Annotated in this window: 11 protein-coding genes and 1 pseudogene; 4 read left to right on the top strand and 8 right to left on the bottom strand. The window is 40.9% G+C overall.

Annotation, left to right across the window (positions count from 1 at the left end):
• Positions 1-572: 572 nt before the first annotated feature.
• Both ACP6PM_RS08925 and ACP6PM_RS08920 read right to left on the bottom strand, forming a co-directional pair.
• Complete coding sequence (locus ACP6PM_RS08925; RefSeq protein WP_426583774.1) at positions 573-2,981, bottom strand: calcium-binding protein; 2,409 nt, start codon at positions 2,979-2,981, stop codon at positions 573-575.
• Positions 2,982-3,562: 581 nt separating this feature from the next.
• Positions 3,563-6,130, bottom strand: coding sequence for a calcium-binding protein (locus tag ACP6PM_RS08920; RefSeq protein WP_426583772.1), 2,568 nt, complete (start codon positions 6,128-6,130; stop codon positions 3,563-3,565).
• A gap of 465 nt (positions 6,131-6,595) precedes the next feature.
• Here ACP6PM_RS08920 and ACP6PM_RS08915 point away from each other — a divergent pair, with 465 nt between their 5' ends.
• The 4 genes from ACP6PM_RS08915 to ACP6PM_RS08900 all read left to right on the top strand — a co-directional run bounded on the left by ACP6PM_RS08915 (position 6,596) and on the right by ACP6PM_RS08900 (position 13,772).
• Positions 6,596-6,814 (top strand): hypothetical protein, encoded by a 219-nt coding sequence (locus tag ACP6PM_RS08915; protein WP_426583770.1) that lies wholly within the window; start codon positions 6,596-6,598, stop codon positions 6,812-6,814.
• Positions 6,815-7,439: 625 nt separating this feature from the next.
• Complete coding sequence (locus tag ACP6PM_RS08910) at positions 7,440-8,696, top strand: response regulator (protein WP_426583768.1); 1,257 nt, start codon at positions 7,440-7,442, stop codon at positions 8,694-8,696.
• 611 nt (positions 8,697-9,307) lie between these two features.
• Positions 9,308-10,762 (top strand): ABC transporter substrate-binding protein, encoded by a 1,455-nt coding sequence (locus ACP6PM_RS08905; protein ID WP_426583766.1) that lies wholly within the window; start codon positions 9,308-9,310, stop codon positions 10,760-10,762.
• A gap of 289 nt (positions 10,763-11,051) precedes the next feature.
• Positions 11,052-13,772, top strand: a complete 2,721-nt coding sequence (locus ACP6PM_RS08900) for an ATP-binding protein (protein WP_426583764.1) — start codon at positions 11,052-11,054, stop codon at positions 13,770-13,772.
• 672 nt (positions 13,773-14,444) lie between these two features.
• Here the strand turns inward: ACP6PM_RS08900 and ACP6PM_RS08895 are convergent.
• The 6 genes and pseudogenes from ACP6PM_RS08895 to ACP6PM_RS08870 all read right to left on the bottom strand — a co-directional run.
• Positions 14,445-16,085 (bottom strand): calcium-binding protein, encoded by a 1,641-nt coding sequence (locus ACP6PM_RS08895; RefSeq protein ID WP_426583762.1) that lies wholly within the window; start codon positions 16,083-16,085, stop codon positions 14,445-14,447.
• Between the two features lie 669 nt (positions 16,086-16,754).
• Positions 16,755-16,853 (bottom strand): transposase, encoded by a 99-nt coding sequence (locus ACP6PM_RS08890; protein ID WP_426583760.1) that lies wholly within the window; start codon positions 16,851-16,853, stop codon positions 16,755-16,757.
• Positions 16,854-16,858: 5 nt separating this feature from the next.
• Positions 16,859-17,032 carry a transposase gene (locus tag ACP6PM_RS08885; protein WP_426583899.1) on the bottom strand — a complete coding sequence of 58 codons (174 nt, stop codon included), beginning with the start codon at positions 17,030-17,032 and terminating at the stop codon, positions 16,859-16,861.
• An 82-nt stretch (positions 17,033-17,114) separates the two neighbouring features.
• Positions 17,115-18,476, bottom strand: a complete 1,362-nt coding sequence (locus tag ACP6PM_RS08880) for an NAD(P)/FAD-dependent oxidoreductase (protein WP_426583759.1) — start codon at positions 18,474-18,476, stop codon at positions 17,115-17,117.
• 1,434 nt (positions 18,477-19,910) lie between these two features.
• A complete protein-coding gene (locus tag ACP6PM_RS08875) occupies positions 19,911-20,447 on the bottom strand; it encodes a hypothetical protein (protein WP_426583757.1) in 537 nt (178 codons plus the stop codon).
• A pseudogene (locus tag ACP6PM_RS08870) lies at positions 20,444-20,747 on the bottom strand (hypothetical protein); the annotation flags it as partial. The gene ACP6PM_RS08875 and the pseudogene ACP6PM_RS08870, both read right to left, overlap by 4 nt.

Raw genomic sequence — 20,747 nt, 5'->3', positions numbered from 1 at the left:
TCAATAGACCACAGTAGGGGCGAATGACCATTCGCCCCTACAGGGTTTTGGTTATGACGATGTGGTTTATCAATCTGAAAAGCGCTGTATTGTATTGTCAAAGTTTTTAGTGGATCAAATTTAACTTCTGAATTCAGTGAAGCCGCATAGAAATAACCATTTCATATCAAATTCGCTTAAACAGTTATAGATTGCTTCAGTCTTGATTGAGTCAGAAGTCAGGAGTCAGGAGTCTGGATTCATATAGAATCCGGTTATATAGTATATGTTCATTATTCAATCTCCCCATCACCCTATCTCCCCTACTCCCCTACTCCCCCAACTATACAATAAGTATTCAAGCGGATTTGATATCAGGAGGGGAGAGAATTACAAAGATTGAGTAATTATGACGATTTGAGATTTTTTTTATGTCCAATCAAGCGGACATGATATCACACATCACGGCCAAGATACTAAAAAGTGACTTTTGCTTTGCCCGTAACGCTATATTGCTGCACTCAAAAGCATATGAATCTAGTTGTTAGATTCATATGCTATCAACTTCAGGAACTGAAATTAAAAAACCCTAATTACACCAACTGTACACTGTTGTTAATATTAAAGCCAACTGCATTTTCTAGAACGGCAATTACTCTGGTATTATTTGCTAACAATTCACCATCTGAATTCAAGCTCAAATCATTGTGACTGCTAATACCATAATCATTTTTCTTGATCTGAATTTTATCCCCTTCACTAGCAGTGAAGTCAAGAATCGTATCAAAACCATTTGTATCATAACCCTGGAACTGAAATCTATCAGCACCACGACCACCAATTAAAATATCATTTTGTTCAAAGCCCCGCAGAAGATCGTTACCATCTCCTCCTAGCATCACATCATCACCGCGTCCACCTAGAAGAGTATCATTACCAGCGCTACCATAAACATAATCTTGACCACCAACACCAAAGATATGGTTATTGTTATTGTTTCCAATGAGAATGTCAACAGTATTTTCTCTACCGGAAGTGTTTTCTTCTCCAATAAACTCAATTTTTTGTAAGGCATCTGCAACTTGAGAATTAGAGATATTTTCTAGAATAGCAGCCTCTTGACCAGCAATAGAGATAGTAAGGGTATTATTAGTATCAGAATGAGTCGCATCAAAGTCTACAGATTTGTAATGGTCGTAATATGCTTTAACATCAATCTGAATCTTATCCTCAGCAGGATTGAAGTCTTTAATAGTTTTTGTTCCGAAATCAGGGGCACTGGCCACTCCCATCTTGTCAATATCTGTATCCCCGGTACTGAAGACAAAAGTATCAGCACCACCATTACCTCTCATCTCATCGTTTCCTTTGGCACTAGCTAAGACGTTAGGAGCATTGTTTCCTACAATCGTATCTGTGTAATCGCTACCAACAATATTTTCAATACTATATAGCTGATCTGTACCACCAAACCCATTACTTACTTCAGCATAAACTTTGTTATTTGCTAAGTTTAAGTTGGCATTAATCCCTGCCTGAGAATGGACGTATAATACCGTATCTGAGCCTTCTCCTCCAAAGAATTTATTACTTCCTGCACCGCCGTAAAAGAAATCATCACCGCCATACCCACGGAATTCATCATTGCCTGCTGTCTGAGGTGAAAAGCTGGTTCCTCCTTCATTATCAAGTTGGTATCCAGCTAGCACATCACCGTACTTAGTACCATACATATACTCTGATGAGTTGCTACCAGTCTGCTCAAGTCCAGAAAAAGCACCTATCACCTTAAATCTGGTATTGCCTAAATCTTCTTTGGCGGATGCAGCGATCTGAGTAGCACCTGTTCCTGTTTGGAAAATTGTCTGAGAGCTGTTTGTATCTCCTTGAGATACTTTATTTGAATCAATAGTGAGACTATTTTGCTGGAGACTGTTAATCACACTATTGACAGCTTGGGTATCTGAAAAATCACTGGTAAGTGCAATAGTGCCTAGCAAATTCAGTCCATTACCATCTTGATATTTGATAGTTATATCACTATCACTGGTTGTATCTTTTGAGAAGATTAGTTCTTTAGTTTTATCTGTAGGAATTAACAGAACATCTTCTCTAGGATCAAAGTCAGTAATTTTAGCAAAACTTCCTCCTGTGAGTGGCTCTGGTTGACTAGATGCCCCTGTAAATGCTTTGGTCACATCAAATATCATCGGCATAATTTCTTTAGCGATTTTTTGACCGGGCAGGAATCTTGTGAATCCTAAGTCACTAATATCTCCAGCTAAACTCAGAGCCAACCTTCCCCAGTTAACGCCATTACCAACATTAACGTTATCACTCTCTAGAGGTGCATCTCCTGGTCTTTCACCCCAGAAGAAGGTATCAGCACCAGGACCTCCTGTTAGCACTTCCCTTTTTCCTACGTCTTCACCTTCAGCCGAGCTGGAGATCGTACCTGTGGACATAAAATCACTTCCCTGACCACCTATAATGGTATCAAAACCAGGTCCACCAAATAGGTTATCATCTCCTGCTTCACCATTGATTCTATCGTTACCTTCCCGGCCATAAACTGTATCATTACCTCCCTTGGCATTTATCGTTTCGGCAATAGCATCAAAAATTATTCCACCGTTACTATTTTTTAAGTCAGTATTTCCATAAATGGTATCAGCAGAATTTGTTCCTTCGACTGTCTTGTAATAAGTGTATACTTGGAACTGATCGGTATTAGTGGGTGAACCGGCTGGTGCATACAGTTGAAAAGCATTATCTGTAGTTTGACCGGATGAATACTCATAGGCTTGATTAAATCCTTTCGTTAACGTCTGGGGAGCATCTGGTCTCGGCCGTAATGCCCCACCAACATCAGTACCTGTCGCCTCACCCAAACCGTCTGACACTCCTGGTACTGATAGGACTAAATCTTCAGCCAGATCGCCAATTGGATTTGAATTTTTCTTTTTAAACCATGTTTTTGGTTTAAACAAGTTGAATTTCATTACTCTTATCTCCTTAATTTGTTTTGTGATCCGGAAAATATTGTTCTCTTTCCTTTGTTAATATCACTATCGCTGAAATTTCCGGAAAACACAATACCTAAAAGTTCAGTTTTGGTAATGAGTTTTTCACCTTACCAAAACTGAACTTTTTTGAGGTAAATTGGGGCAAGAAAATTAGGTTTACTAAAAAATAAATCTGCTTCTAATCAATTCTAGGCTTGATATACAGAGATTTTTTTGTAACTTAAAATAGATTTTTGAATTAATTTATGAGTAAGTATTTTGGCGTAGATATACGACAAATATTGTAGAGTTTTATTCAGGAAAATTCAGTTTTATTCAGTGGTTGAAAAAATCAACTTTTTTTGGAAAAAAATGTATGAAAACACACTTTTTTTTCGCTTGCTTCAGTAGTTTTATTTAGCTAGTATGATTCTTTCTCCTTTCTCCCCTGCTCCTTTCTCCCCTGCTCCCTTATCCCCCTCTCCTCACAAGCTTTTGAGGAGTTATGGGTAAGGAATAGCTTTTCCGGAGAGGTCTAATGAGTTGATATGAAAGCTCAATCAGCCTTATTCACCAACCTAAACCAGTGAAATATTAGTGTCGTTAATTTCAAAGCCAGGACGGTTTTCCAAAGTTAGAATTGGTTCGTACCCAGGAATAGTTATAGGTACATTGATGTTACCCACCTGACGTGTGCTTGTAACTAGACCAAACTTACTCAGTGTATTAGTATTTATGTCATATCTGAGGGCATCGAGACTAGGTATCCCGTGAGCATCCTTGTCAATTCTAATTATGTCTCCTTCAGTGCTATCAAAGTCAGCAATAATGTCTTGTCCTTCAGATAAGATAAAAGTATCAGCTCCATTCCCACCTTTAAGGGAGTCGTCGCCTCCACCACCATTTAGAAGGTCATCTCCTGCTTGACCCAACAGGGTGTCGTTGCCTCCGTCACCATTTAGAAGGTCATTGCCCTGCCCACCAAAGAGGGAATCACCCTTAGTTCCACCATTCAGAGTGTCATTTCCTATTTGGCCATACATGAAATCGTTACCTGCACCACCCGTTAAAATATCATTTCCATTACGACCCTTAATATCATCGTTATACTTTGTACCATTGAGAGTGTCATTATTGGGAGTACCAATAATTTTCACTCCCGGTCCTCCTGTCTTGAGGCTGCTTATCCCTGATGGTCCAGAAGTCTGATACTGAAAATTATCGACAATACTGACAACTTCATTACGGGCGATATTTTCCAAAACCGCAACAGTTGTATCCACATTCCCATTGGAATTTAATAACGTGAGATTGTTATTTGAATAGTCAAAAGACAGATTGTTGGAAAGCTCTTCAGGAATTATTAGCTGATCTTCCGCAGCAAAATCCTTGATAATATCACCTTCACCAACCCAAAAGGTATCAGCACCTCCACGACCTCTTAAAATATCAGTTCCTGGACCACCGTTGAAGACATTAGCGTTACCATCTCCTGCGATATTGTCATCATGGTTACTACCGATAATGTTCTCAATGCTGTATAGCTTATCTTTGCCACCGAATCCATCGTTTTCGACTTCAGCATAATCTTCACCAGTCGTCAGTTCTTTAATGTTAGTTAAATCAACTGTAATGCCAGCGGTAGAGTGTATGTAGGAAGAAGTGTCTAAACCATCATCTCCTTTAATAATGTCATGTCCAGCTCCACCAAAGAATATATCATCACCATTAAATCCTCTCAACTGATCGTTATCTACTGAGGCTGGGTCAGATTGTATGTCATCATTTGGATCGAGGTTGTACCCAGAAATTACATCGCCGAAGTTGGTTCCGTATTGGTAGTCTACACCACCCTTACCTTCTATTTCTAGACCCGAGTAAGCACCTAGAACAAGGAATCTATTGCTTCCCAAGTTTTCCAGATATTGACTTTCGATAGGTAAAGTTGTTCCATTGTAAAGTCCCTGGGTTGCACCGTTAGAATCAATAATTAAGGCATTATCTATCAAAGTCTCTCTAATAGAGGTCTGACCAGCCCTGCTGATTGAGTTCGTTCCTTGTCCAAAGATATCTGATGGAGTCGCTAACTCAAGAGTTGCAAAGGTCTTGTCGCCATCTTCACTGTTATACTTAAAGCTTAATGTACTGGTAGTGTTGGTGTCCTCTGAGATAAAAACATTTGCCTTTCCTGTAGGAGCTAGGGGAATAAAAACAACGTCTTCTCGGGGATTAAAGTCTTTGATAGTTGCATAAGTTCCAGTCTTAGGTAGTGGCACTGTAGGAATTGCATCAGGATTTTCTATCCCTCCTACAATGCTTTTGCCTATATCGAATACCATTGGGACGACTTCTTTAACCAGTTTGCTCCAACCGAAATATTGAAAAGCTAAGTCACTAACATCTCCAGCTATACTCAAACCGAGGTTTAGCCAATCAATACCAGTAAATTTAGCTTTGCCCGGGTCTTCTGGTTCTTGTGGTTGTGGAACCTCACCTAAGAAGAAGGTGTCTGGATCTGCTCCTCCATACAAGTCGTCACTCTCTGTTCCAGTCAAAAGACCAGTGTAGAGTAAATCTTGACCTGCATTACCACGTAGGGTATCAGTTCCCAAACCACCACGGAGAACATCACTGTCCGCACCACCAACTAGATTGTCATTTCCCTCATTGCCCCAGATCTCATCGTTGCCAGCATTCCCTTTGAGGGTATCATCTCCTTGATGACCTCTGATTACATCATCACCCCCTCCCCCAGAAATATCATCATTTGCTTGTGTTATTTTTATTTCGAAGCCATTAGGATCATCACTAAATAAATTAGCATATTGATCGATGATAGGAAAGGCAGTAGCATTCATATCACCATTACCATCAATAGTATCATTAGTATCTGAGCCAATAATCTTACTGTGGTAATACAACCTCGAATTTGCGCTCCGATCCCCCTCCTCTGGTTGGAAGTCATTATTGAAAGACCCTGAAATATTTTTAGTGCCCATATCAGTCAAGTCCGGAGCCGATGAATCAAAAAAAGTGCCGGGGCCGAAAGCTTCATCCCATGTCATTACTACCTTATCCGCCATAGTTCTATCCTCCGTAATGGGTGTTTTTGTTGTTTTTGTTTGAAGAGATTGTTCTCTTTCCATTGTTGATATCACTATCGCTAAAATTTTCAGAAAACACAATACGGAAAAGTTCAGTTTTGGTAATGAGTTTTTCACCTTACCAAAACTGAACTTTTTTGAGGTAAATTGGGACAATAAACTTAGATTGGCAAAAAAATAAATCTGCTTATAATCAAGTCTAGACTTGAGATATACATATTTTTTAGTAACTAAAAATTGATATTCAATTAATTTTGTATAGGTATTGATGACTAAGTTTTTTGGCGTAGATATACAACAAATATTGTAGAGTTTTATTCAGGAAAATTCAGTTTTATTCAGTGGTTGAAAAAATCAACAAATAAATTTCCGATAGAAGTGGCTGTTCAGCATTTTAGCGTAGATGTCCCACAAATACAATAAGGGACAATCCATCTGTATAGCGCGTAGCACTAGGGAATAGTATACTGTCAAAGGGTTTCAGGATTTATAAATATCCTAACCTTAATGTGTAACGCTATAGAAAGGAGCGATCGCTCTAATTATGCACCAACACAGTATAACTACAAAAAAAAGCAGATGAATCTAACAGCTAGATTCACCTGCTATCGAGTCGAGGAGTTGAAATTAAAAATTCATCAGGACTTACACATGAGGCAGGAAAAAGTAGGATTTGAGATTGCTATCCGTTCCGAACTGCTCCGCAAACCCTGTCCGTCGCAATGACAAAAATACTTTGTACTGCGTGTGTAAATTCCAAGACTTACCCAACGACACCAGAAGTTAAAAGTCAGATTTGAATGGTTTAAAAGTATAGTGAATTGGTATAAATACTGATGATATCAAAAGCGATCGCGACTTTCCTAATATCCTGTGGTATATTGGCAACTGGCGGAGAGTTGTCGCGGTCTCGCTGAAGGTTGTCGAGAGTTGCGAACCGCTGTTATATCATGTCCGGTTGAATAGTTATAAATAAGTAGGGAGGAGTCAGGAGTCAGGAGTCAACCCACCCCTAACCCCACCCAGGAGGGGAAGAGAGGAGAAAGAAAGTATAAAAAGGAGAAAGTTTTTTGGTCGCGTAAGCGGAACGGAGTTCTATCGCGCTCTTATCCAGACATAATATTATTAAGCATTTGGGAAGTAGAACCATTGGAACTTTGAATTAAGTGCCTTTTTTTTATTAGAATTTAATTTGTCAGCTCTTTCTTCTTTTCTATATCGACAAACTATCTAGAGCCAATAACAGACTCACTTTTGTGAGTAGACATTATAACAAAATTAGTTTTGCCTATTTGTCCAAAAATATGATAAACAGAAAGAGCTATTTAATTTGCCGTCCAAATCTTTTTCAATGTCAGACCAGAAAACATTACTTGATTTTGCAGATAATTTAGTTAAAGGCTATACAGGCTCAGTATTGAGTGAAGCACAACGTCTTATTTTGACGGAAGCCTTAAACTTTAGTACGAAAATGAAGACCTATGGCCAGGTGGCGGCAGAAATAGGCTACTCTAGCGGGTATATCAAAGTGATGGCTGCTCAACTGTGGAGATTATTGTCGAAAGTTATTGGTCAAAAGGTCACAAAAGGTAATCTTCGGAAAATATTGCAATGGCAGCTTGAGCGTGAATCCTTAGAGTCTTCACCGCAGTTTGAGAGCTTGGCTAAAGAAACAGCAATCTCACAGCTAGATCGACAACAAGTCACTGCTGAAGTTATTCTCCCTGAAGTTGTTCTCCCTGTAGCTACTACCCATGAAGGTCAAGAAATGAAGGATGAGCGTTCTAGAATGGCCAGCATTCTTGTAGTGGACGATCAGCCCAATAATGTAGCTCTACTAACCGACATCCTGGAAGAGGATGAGTATGAAGTCTGGCAAGCTACCAGTGGTGTAGAAGCTTTGGAAATGGCAAGGAAGATACTACCAGATTTAATTCTGCTCGATATTAATATGCCAGATATGGATGGTTATACCGTCTGTCAAAACCTTAAAGCGGATAGAGGAACTACAGCCATTCCGATTATTTTTATCAGTGCCTTAGATGGGTCTTGGGAGCAAGTCAAAGCTTTTTCTGTGGGTGGGAGTGACTACATCACTAAACCCTTCAATACATTAGAAGCGATCGTTCGTATTGAGCATCAACTGCAAATTCGCCAGATACAAGAGAAAATTATTGGAGTTGAGGAGCAAGGTCAGGTAACTCCTGACCAGACTGTTGCCTCAGAGTCAAAGCAGATTCTGATGGTGGATGATGAACTTAAAAATTTAGCCCTCTTGACTGATTTATTAGAAGAAGAAGGCTATGAAGTCTGGCAAGCAGATAGTGGCTCGGAGGCATTAAGAATTGCTGAGATGGTATTGCCGGATCTGATTTTGCTAGATATTAATATGCCAGATATAAATGGCTACGATGTTTGTCAAAAACTGAAGGCAGATGCCAAGACCAAACTTATCCCGGTGATTTTCGTGAGTGCTCTGGATGAAGCCTGGGATAAAGTGAAAGCGTTTTCTGTAGGTGGTAGTGATTATGTGGGTAAACCTATTGATATAATTGAATTAATGGCTCGGATGAGATATCAATTGCAAATTTGGAGTCATTATAAATAATATTATGTCCGGTTGAATAGACATCTCCAGAAAAGAGGGAACAGGGAACAGAGAACAGGGAACAGGGAACAGGGAACCCACCCCTAACCCCTCCCAGGAGGGGAGTAATTGATAATTTATCGATAAGAATTGATTTTATTTTTTATTTTTGGAGATTTCTAATAGTTATAATTAGAGCTTGTAGTTGGGCTTTAGCCCATGAAATATGTGTATTGGGGCTAAAGCCCAACTACAAACAAAAATTTTTTTATCACTGATTATCTGGACATGATATTATTATATTGTTTTAGTTAAAAATTTCAGATTATCAAAGCTAGATTTAAGGATCGTACAAAAAAGCTCAAAACTAAGGAGATTTAGACAATACTGACCCAGTATCTGTAGACGGATAATTAGTGATGAACAGGACTTACGCATGAGGTACGAAAAACTAAGATTTGAGATTGCTTCCCTGTCGGTCGCAATGACGAAAATAGGTTGTACTGCGTAAGTCCTGATGAAAAAACTTTTGTATCCCGATCGATTATTTTCTACTAACTCCTGACTCCTATCTCCTGTATCCTGACTCCTCCCTAATTATTTATAACTATTTAACCGGACATGATATAACAATGAAAAGACGAGATGTATTGCGTTTAGGAACATCAGCAGCATTGGGATGGAGTGCAACTTATGCACTCAAAGCCTGTAGTCGCTTTTCCTCTTCTTCATCTGTTAAATTATCTCTTGAAGAGACTCGCGGTTTAGAATCAGCAAGCGTCATCGGAACCGATGCTTACCACTTTCTCAAAGATGTAGGTCAAACATTTTCCGGCACTACTCTAAGATTGATTACAGAAGACGTACCCAGTGCACAAGTGGCTTGGGAATTAGTTCAAAAAGAATTTATTCCCCTAACGGGAATCAAAGTGCAATGGGAGCTATTACCCCTCAAACTTGTTTTGGGACGGATCGAGCAAGACATTGCCAGAGAAACTGGAATCTACGACATCATGTATTGCGATCGAGATTGGGTCGGTCGTCTTGCTAATATTGGGGTCGCTCCCAAATCGTTGCTAGAGAACAATGACCTACAATATCCCAACTACAATTTTGAGGATTTTTTTCCGTCTTTGGTTGCTAATATGGCTTCCTATAAAGGACAGTTGGTAGCAATACCCTATGACATCCCCATATTTATCATGTTCTACCGCCGAGATATTTTTGAAGAATTGGGGTTGTCCGTACCGACAACAATGAAAGACTACTTGGCAACAGCGCAAGTAATTAACGAAGCCAAAAACCCTCAAGTTTATGGAACAGCAGGACAGTGGAAGGCAGGGCATAACAGCTTGCTTTGCAATATGACCGCTTGGCTGTGGTCCCATGGCGGGTCGTTTTATCATGCGGATGGAACGCCAGCCATTAACGACGAGCGGGCAATTGCGGGAATGGAATATTTACTAGCTCAACGACAATATGCTCCTCCTGAAGCATTAACCTGGGATTGGTATGGGGAAGCAGAAGCCTTTCGCCAAGGTCGAGTAGCTATGTTGATCTCTTGGGGAGAGTGGTTTCCATGGTTTGAAGCATCGCCGATGTCTCAAGTGTCAGGACGAGTTGCAACTGTTCCATGCCCCCAAGAAATTGCCCTGCGTTCTCCCAGCGAATGTGCTTTTGGAGAAGTTCCTGGCATCAGCCATTGTGGAGGAAGCAGCTTGTTACTATCTCACTATAGCAAGCAACAAGAGGCAGCATGGGTATTTTTGCAATGGCTCACAAGTGCAGACACCATGACCAGAGTGGCAATATTGAGCAACACCAACGGCGTTCGTCGCAGTACCTATAGCGATCCTCGATTACGAGTTGGGTTTGGAGCGCAACCCCAGGTTATCAAGTATTTTGATGTGACTCTAGATGCTATTGAAAATCGTATGGGAGTAGAACCCCACCTTCCTAACTGGATCGAGCTTGGTTTCAATCGCTTTCCCGTGGAACTTGGAAAATTAATGACCAATCAACAGAGCATTAAAACTACTTTGGACAACATGGCGCAAGCCGCCACCCAAGCAGCAGAGACTATATAGAAGAGTGTGGGAAGAGAGGGGAGTGTGGGAAGATGGGGAGGTGGGGAGAGTGGGAGTATTTTTCCATCTTTTTCCCCTATTCTATTTCGAGCTGCTCCTGAATTCTGAATTCTGAATTCTCACGCACCTGTACCCCTTGCCAAGATACCAAATGGCTTCTTAAACATCCTCCTAATTTTCAAATTCTGAATTCTCAACTCCCAATTCCCACATTCGATATCCTGAATTCTGAATTCTCCCGCGCCCGTAGCCCTTGCCAAGATACCAAATGGCTTCTATAATTTAAACAATGAAACTTATCCGTAGAAATATTCGTCCTCTAAAATACTTCTTCAAGCATTACAGCTTGCGCTATCAATTGTTAGGTGTATTTTGCTTCATTTCTCTGACTCCTCTTGCAGGCTTTGTTTGGTGGAATCAACAAACGACGCAAACGGCTTTGATGAAATCGGCTAATCAATCCCTCAATGCTGCCGCTTCTCAAACTGTCGCAACCATTGATGCGTTCATCCGTGCCAATTTAATGGCAATTGTTACCGAAGCGCAACAAGAAACCCTTGCCTCCTATTTAAAAGCTGCACCAAACACTTCTCCTGGCCTGAAAGATGGAGCACTCAACACGCTAAATACCTTGATTGCCAAAGATAAAATATTTTTAGTGTCTTCGGCTCTTCTGGATACCAATGGGCAGAATCTGCTTGATACCCACTTTCCTCAGATTGGACAAGATGAGTCAGAGCGCGACTATTTCCAAGTTACTCTAGCAACAGGAGAACCTTTTGTATCCAACGTAGAATTTTCTGAACTTGATGGCAAGCCTTACTTGTATTTCAGTCAGTCAATCCGCGATCGCACAACGGGAAGAGTAGTCGGAGTGTTACGCAGTCAGTACAGCGCAGCCAAACTCCAATATATAGCCTTGGAAAATAATAATTTAGCAGGTTCTTTTTCCTTTCCCATTCTGCTGGATGATCGAAATTTACGCTTGGCACAAGGATGTGGAGATGATGGCAACCTACCTGAAAAACTTCTCTTCCAATTTATCGCTCCTCCAGAAGCCGAAACTATTCAGGAGTTACAGGCAATTTATCGGTTGCCCGCTTCCATCCCTACCGATAACGCAACTAAACTTACCAAATTTGATGAATTTGCTGCGAATTTTAATCGCGATCGCCCCTACTTTGATATTATTCTTTCTGAAGAAAAGAAAATAGAATATGCTGGAGCACTACAACCTAGCCAAACCATATCTTGGAAGGTCGCTTATTTGCGACCGAAATCTGTTTTTCTGCAACCCATCAAGATTCAAACCCGAAATAACCTCCTCCTTGCTTTTGGGACGACAATTGTAGCAATTGGCGTGGGATTTGGCATGGCAAATGTTATTTCTTCTCCCATTGGCAGTTTGACAGGGATTGCTAGGCAAGTTGTCGATGGTAATTTAAACGCTCGTGCAGACATCGCATACGGCAATGAAATTGGCGAATTGGCTCGTACTTTTAATACCATGACTCACCAACTTAAGGAGTCTATCGAATTGCTGGAACAACGAGTACAAGAACGAACAGCCGAACTAGAAGAGCGAACGGTCGAGCTTAGATGTGCCAAAGAAAAAGCAGAAGTAGCTAACCAAGCTAAGAGCGAATTCCTTGCCAATATGAGTCACGAATTACGCACTCCCCTCAATGGCATTCTCGGCTATGCCCAGATATTGAAACGCTCCCCAGCTTTACCTGAAAAAGAAAAAGAGCAAGTCCAAATTATGCACAAATGTGGCAACCATTTGCTGGGCATGATTAATGACATCTTGGATTTAGCCAAGATTGAAGCTGGCAAGCTTGATCTGATTCCCAAATCAGTTCATCTAGCCTCCTGTTTACAGGGGGTCGTGGAAGCCTGCCGAGTCCGTGCTGCTCAAAAAGGTTTGGAGTTTGTCTATCAGGTAGAATCAGGATTACCCGAGGGAGTGGAAGTGGATGAACAGAGACTGCGACAGGTATTATTCAACTTGTTAGGCAATGCCATTAAATTTACTGGCCACGGGACTGTCACCTTGCAAGTATGGGCTGCTGCTGCCCCCAATTCAGATTGTCGTTGCTTGGGATTTATGGTGAGGGACACTGGAGTGGGCATTGCCTCAGCAAATCTGAAACGGCTGTTTGAGGCTTTTATGCAAGTAGGCGATCGCCGAAAGCAATCGGAAGGCACAGGGTTAGGTTTGGCTATTAGTCATCAGATTGTGCAATTGATGGGGTCAGACATTGAAGTAGAAAGTGAAGTTGGTAAAGGCAGTCAATTTAGCTTTGAGATCGTCGTGCCCTTAGCCACTGAATGGGAGATGCCCCCAAGCAACCTACATAACCACACCATTGTTGGCTATACTGGAAGACGACGGCGGTTGTTGTTGGTAGATGATCGTTGGGAAAATCGCAGCGTTTTAGTAAATTTGTTGGCTCCTATTGGCTTTGAAATGGTGGAAGCGGAGGATGGTCAACAAGCATTGGAAAAGCTACAGCAACAGTCTTTTGATTTAGCGATAACTGATTTAGCTATGCCAGTGATGGATGGGTTTGAGCTACTACGGCAGGTACAGCAGTCTCCCAAGCTGCAACCTCAAAAAATTATTGTCTCTTCTGCTTATGTGTCGAAGCCAGACCAAGAAATGGCCTTGAAGGCTGGAGCGAATGCCTTCCTGCCCAAACCCATTAATGCTGAAAAACTGTTCAAGCTTTTAGCGGAGGAGCTAGAGTTGGAGTGGGAATATGCTGAGGATGAGATGCTTGATGGAAGCACTTCTGAGGCAGAGGTAGGGATAACAATACCACCCCGAGAACAATTGCGAGCAGTGTATGAAGCTGCGGAAGCAGGAGACTTTCGTCGAGTTCGGCGAGAGTTGGAAGGGTTAATGGCAAAGGCAGCGGAATATGAAGCATTTGTGTCACCGCTGTTGGCACTAGCAAAAAAGCTCAAAACCAATGAGATTAAGACAATACTGGCCCAGTATGTCTAGACGGAATCGCTAACGCAGCTATGATAGATAGATAGCGCCATGGTGACTGAAATCTATTTCGGGGCGGGTTGATTTAACCAGCGTGTAGGGGCGGGTTTTGAGGATAACATCCTGCTGATATCAAAGATTTAGCTAAACCCGCCCTATTATTGTTATACCGTTTATCAAAAACTTTTCTATATTTACTTGAGTAGGAGAGTAGGGGGAGGGAGGTTGCATTCAACGTCTGTACAGCATAATTAAACACAAGAATAATTAACTTTAAATTACCTCAAATTAGCAAAAAGGTGTTTGGCCTGTATTAATTACTTAATAATTGAAGTATTCCCTAAGTATAGCATTACTTTTGGTAATTGGTATTACCTGCACCAATTTCGGGGCGGGTTTATTTAATTTCTGTGCTTTTGTCAATGTTTTTGGCTGAACCCGCCCCTACTTCCCGCCTATTCAACAAAGCAGAGCGCTTAATTAGGTATAAAAAAATGTTGACTTCACGAGCGCTATTGTCAAATATTTATAGAACTTCCCATCTCCCACATCACAGCCAAGATACTAAAAAGTGACTTTTGCTTTGCCCGTAGCGCTATATTGCTGCACTCCAAAGCAGATGAATCTAACAACTAGATTCACCTGCTATCAAGCTTCATAATTCTGACTAATATAAAGTTTTAGTTAGTACAGCTCAACATGAGTGTTAAGATCAAAGCCAGATTGATTTTGGAGCATAGCAATTACTGTAGCATTCACGGACAATTCGTTATTTTCAAAGGAAAGATCTGAGAGACTGCCAAGACCTTCAGGAGCAAAATGACTTTTCAAGATATTAATCTTATCCCCTTCAGCAGCAGTAAAGTCCATGATGCTATCGGGAGTAGTATTCCTTACTAGTCCGCCGTTACCAGCACCCCATCCTCCAAAACTATAGAGAGCAAAGGTATCAGCACCAGTACCACCAATCAAGATGTCACCTTTGTAAGAGCCACCGAGGAAATCGTCACCATCTCCTCCTAGTAACACATCCTTACCACTCAAAGCTCTGAGACTATCTGCGCTGCCACCACCATAGATATACTGACTAGAAGACGAGGCACCGAGACCAGTGTTACTGTCATCATCACCGATAACAATTGTGTTGTTTGCGATGACAATTGTATTTTCTTCTTCTCCTTCTCGAATAAACTCAATTATTGGTAAGGTATCTACCACTGGAGAACTAGAGATATTTTCTTCAAAAGAAAAGATATTTTCGTGCATCGCAGCCAGTTGAGCTTTAAAAGAGATATTGGTATTATCAGTATCAGAATCAATTGTGTTGTTTTCTTGTCCAATAAACTCAATTTTTTGTAAGGCATCTGCCACTTGAGAACTAGAGATATTTTCTAGAATCGCAGCCTGTTGACCAGCTACAGAGATAGTAAGGGTATTATCAGTATCAGAATGAGTTGCATCAAAGTCTACAGATTGATTGTTATTGTAATATGCTTCAACATCAATCTGAATCTTATCCTCAGAAGGATTGAAGTCTGTAATTGTATTTTTTCCATTCGAGAGGATGAAAGTATCTCCACCTCCATTACCTGTGAGAAGATCGTCCCCTTTTGCACTAGCTAAAACGTTGGGGTTATTGTCTCCTGCGATCTTATCATCATAGTCACTACCTACGATGTTCTCAATGCTGTATAGCCTATCTTTGCCACCGAATCCATCGTCGGCGACTTCAACATAGCTATCCTCTGGTTTATTGGTTAAATCAACTGTAATGCCAGCGCTAGAGTGTATGTAGAAAGAAGTGTCTAAACCATCATCTCCTTTGATAATGTCACTTCCAACTCCACCAAAGAATATATCATCGCCCGCACCACCAACTAGACTGTCATTTCCCTCATGGCCCCAGATCTCATCGTTGCCAACATTTCCTTTGAGGCTATCATCTCCTTTATGACCTCTGATTACATCATCACCCCCTCCACCAGAAATATCATCATTTAATTGTGTTATTTTTATTTCGATGCCTTGATCCCTATATGAATTGGCATATCTATTGACTTCAGCAAATCCAAGAGAAAATTGATTACCATTACCATCAATAGTATCATTAGTATCTGAGCCAATAATCTTACTGTGGTAACTAAAGCCATCAGCTCCTGCGAAAATCGTGTCGTTTCCTTGGATGTTACTGTCAAAAAAATATTGTGCTTGGAAGTTATTATTGAAATACCCTGAAATATTCTTAGTGCCGATGTCATTCAAGGCTGGAACCGACATATCGTATAAGCGGATATCATCCCATGTCCATACTTCGTTATTCGTCATAGTTCTATCCTCCATAATGGGTGTTTTTGTTGTTTTTGTTTAAAGAGATTGTTCTCTTTCCCTTCTTAATATGACTATTACTCAAATTCTCGGAACACACAATACAGAAAAGTTCAGTTTTGGTAATGAGTTTTTCACATAGCCAAAACTGAACTCTTTTGAGGTAAATTGGGACAAGAAAATTAGATATACCAAAAAACAAATCTGCTTCTAATGAAGTCTATGCCTGATATACATAGATTATTTAGTAGTTATAAATTAATTTTTAATTAATTTATAACTAAGTAATATACACAAGTTTTATTCAGTTTTATTCAGTTTTATTCAGTTTTGGTAAGGTAAAGTTCAGTTTTATATTGATAAATAAAGTTACTTGCCGCGTGCGTGGGATCTAAAAGTGCCACCTTTTGGCTATCAATAGCTCAAAAAGTAAGGATTTTGAGCAAACCTAAAAAATGACGGGAGGAAGTTATACCGTTTCACGGAAGTCAAAAGTCAAAAGTCATGCATTAAGATGTTGTAGACTTAAAACTTTTACGCTACGGTAATTTCAGGAAATTATTTCACATTTCAGTAAGACAATTAGTGTAGCCTAAGTTGATGAAATTGGTATTAGACAGCTCGTTTTAAGGGCTGGATGAATAACGACACGCGGGTAATAAAGCGGAGTTACTTTCCGGTTTGGCTTTCAATGTACTTCCTGACAGTCTCCATTGAAGCATTTCCTGTTGTTGCACAAAAAAAACTAGGAGTCCAAAGGGCTATCAACAGTATTAAAATAATTGGACAAAGTTTAACATAAAATGATGTGAAGCTCTTCCTTTGATGCGCTTAATTATTACCGACGGAGCAAAAGTTGGGTCAACTTCTAAAAATAAATGTACATAGTCTGGCATTATTCCTAATGCTATTAGTCTCCAATCATGCTCAGTACATAGCTCAAAAATAATCTAATAATATCAAAAGCGATCGCCACTTTCCTATATGAGGAGAATAGCGATCGCTCAGTTAGTTAGATCGAGTTGTTAATTAAGCTTCAACAGATGATTCACTTGTCACTAATGGAGTATAGCGAGCTTGGCATTCTTCGTATGTAGGTGTTTTTATTGCTTTTTCAGTAATTAGGCGAGCGCCACCTTGACCAGTAAAGTAGCTCCATGCCCACTGAATCATAACAATTAGTTGGTTATCAAATTCAATCATATAGTAGATATGAATAAATAACCAAGAAAACCAAGCTAGAGGTCCAGAGAAACGAATGGCTTTATACTGTACAACTGCTTGGTGACGACCAATAACAGCCAAACTACCATAATCAATATAGTGGAATGGTTTTAAGGTCTGACCTTTCAACCGCTTTCTAATTAGCTTCGCGACATAAACTCCTTCCTGCATTGCTGCTGGAGCAACTCCAGGTACTGGGGAGTCTCCTTGATGGGAGAAGTTAGCTAAGTCTCCAATCACAAAAATGTCAGGATAACCAGGTATTGTCAGGTCTTCATTGACAAAAACACGACCTGCACGGTCTAATTCAGCACCTGTGCGATTAGATATTGCTTCAGATACTGCTGATGCTTTCACTCCTGCTCCCCACAATATGGTATGAGCTGGAATGTCTTTTGTTGTTTCTCCAGAACGAACAGTAACTATATCGTTTTCGATATTAGTCACCCGTGTTTTGGTCATCACTGTGACGCCCAACTTCTCCAGTTCTATTCTTGCTTTCTCTGACAAAGCAGGTTTGAAAGAAGGTAAAATTCTTTCTCCACTTTGGATCAGATGAATTTGAGCTTCGGTAGTATTAATGGAACGGTATTCTTCTTTTAATTTAGTGTGAGCTAATTCTGCTAAAGCACCTGCTAATTCAACACCTGTTGGACCAGCACCGACGATCGCAAAGGTTAAAAGTGCTTTCCGTTTTTCTGAGTCTGGTTCTTTTTCTGCAGCTTCAAAGGAGGCGAATATTCTCCGACGCATTTCTAATGCGTCTTCTACTGTTTTTAGTCCGGGAGCTTTTTCTGACCAATCATTTCCGAAATAGTTATGGCTAACACCAGTAGCTAGAACTAATGTATCGTAATCTAATTCTTGATCGCGTAAAATGAGTTTTTTCTGTTCGGGATCGACATCCACGACTTCTCCCATAATAACATGGGTATTTTTCTGTTCGGCAACTACACCGCGAAGAGGAGAAGCAATATCTCCAGGGGAAAGACTACCTGTAGCTACCTGATAAAGTAATGGCTGAAATAGATGGAAATTTCTTTTGTCAACCAAGGTTACTTTTACAGGTGCTTTCCCAAGCTGCTTGGCAGCTTCTAGTCCTGCAAATCCACCTCCAACAATGACAACATGATGAGGAGATTGATGTTTTTCCTGGTTTAAACTCATAGTTATTTCCCCCTTTCAACTGAGTAATTGCTATTACTAATATAATGGTTTTTTTAGCCATTAATGGTCGTTATTTTCCGACCTTGATTTTAAAATATCACAATTTTTTCAAGGGTTTTAGTATCAACTGTTACCAATTGTTAATTTAAAATAAAGCTCATATAACTATTGACACAAATAAAGGTTTTATATATAATTTTAAACACAAAATTACATTAAATTGATTAGAAATTAAGGTTATTTTTACTTTCAAAACATCCTTATTGCTAGATAAATATTTAAAAAAATACTGTCAATCAAGGTTTATTCTCTTGATAATTTGCAAGTTAAATGTACAATAACTGCTATCTTGAATTTTTGCTCCCAGGGTAGTCCAGTAGGGTGCGTTAGAAAGCTACAATGATTACTGTAAAAGGCATTTAATATTATGTGCCCCCTCCGGGGAGCTACGAATTGCGGATAATCAGTGATAAAAAAGTATTAGTTTGTAGTTGGGCTTTAGCCCACTAAATGTTTATCTAGGGCTAAAGCCCAACAGAAGAGCCTAATTAGTAAGTATTCAACCGAACATGATATAACAATCTGTCATAACGCACCATTAAATATGTGTCTTGTAGTGGTGTGACACACCTAAAATGTTGCAAAGCGTAGGGGCGGGTTCCGCATTATAGCAGTTTTCATTAATATAGAGTACAGAGATTTGGGTTTAAAGGAAGAAGGAAGAAGGAAGAAGGAAGAAGGAAGAAGTTTTGTAGTCTACCTTTGTGAAAACCGCTATAAATTAATGAGCTTAACCAGTTGAAACGGTCCAGTAGGGTGCGTTAGACAGCTATTAATGATGACTGTGAAAGGCATTTAACAATCTGTCGTAACGCACCATTGCATAAGGGGCGGGTTCATCTCATCTCAGCTTGATATCATTAATTGTTGGAGAACCCGCCCCTACCTGAATATTGATATCTTTACCCACCAATATATAAAACTCGCTTGAATACTTGTCATTGCGACGGTAGCGAAGCAATCTCAGGATTTTAGAGATTGCTTCCTTATATCATGTGCCCCCTCTGGCGGTACCTCCGCTATGGGATAATTAGTTATAATGAAGTTTTTGTTTGTAGTATTGCTCTAGCCCATGAAATATCTATCTTTTTGCTCAAGCCCTACTACGAGCTGTTCTACCGGACATGATATTACACTCCTTTCCAGTCGCAATGACTTTACAGTAATTATATGAGAGATAAATGGGTTATCAAAAACTGATAACTAATATAGAATCCGCTATGGAGTCGTCTGCAGCGACCAAAGGGAAGCAATCTCGCGCCACCCCTCAGATTGCTTCCTTCCACTCCGTTCCAGTCGCAATGACTACAATAACTAATCATCCGGATTTGATATGATAACTGACTAAAGGAGACAAGAATCAGCCCTTCCTTTTTACTTTTGATTGTGTATGGCAGCAGTGCCGGATTGTCGCAGCATCCAAACCAAGGCAGCTCCGGTAATTGCTCCATATATAGCCCCGAACACAGCCCCCAACACAGCCCCGCCCACAGCCTCGCTCACAGCATTGCTCAAAGGAGCGTACACAGCCACGCCCACAGCCCCGAACACAGCCACGCCCACAACATTTGCCAGTATCCACCAGCCAGCCTGGGAAAGTCGTTTTCTGAGCACCAACCACTGGACTAATCCCATAGCAACCCCGCCCACAGCTACGCTCACAGCCCCGCTCACAGCCGCGCCCACAGCCGCGCCCACAGCCGCGCCCACAGCCCCGAACACAGCCCCGAACACAACAGTTACCAGTATCCACAACCCAGTCTGGGAAAATTGTTTTCTAAGCACCAACCACTGCGCTAATCCCATAACAGCCCCGATCACAGCACCGAACACAGCCCCGAACACAGCCCCGAACACAGTCACTAATCTGATCGCAATTCCGATCACGACTACGATCACGATCACGATCAAACTCGGATCGCGACCACGATCAAAACCCCGCTCACATCCCCGATGACAATCCCGATTACAGCCCCGATTACAGCCCCGATTACAACCGCGATCACATCCCCGAACACAGACCCGATCACAGCCCCGATTACAGCCCCGCCCACAGCCCCGCCCACAGCCCCGCCCACAGCCCCGCTCACAGCCATGATCACAGTCAAGCCCACAGCCCCGCCCACAGCCCCGAACACAGCCCCGCTCACAGCATTGCCCACAGCCCCGCCCACAGCCCCGCCCACAACATTTGCAAATACCCACTGAAAC

This window comes from Dapis brunnea BLCC-M229, from assembly GCF_050015995.1.
In the GTDB taxonomy this organism is placed as follows: domain Bacteria; phylum Cyanobacteriota; class Cyanobacteriia; order Cyanobacteriales; family Microcoleaceae; genus Trichodesmium.
The sequence above is the reverse complement of the archived record's forward strand: the minus strand, read 5'-3'. Positions and strand labels throughout refer to the sequence as shown.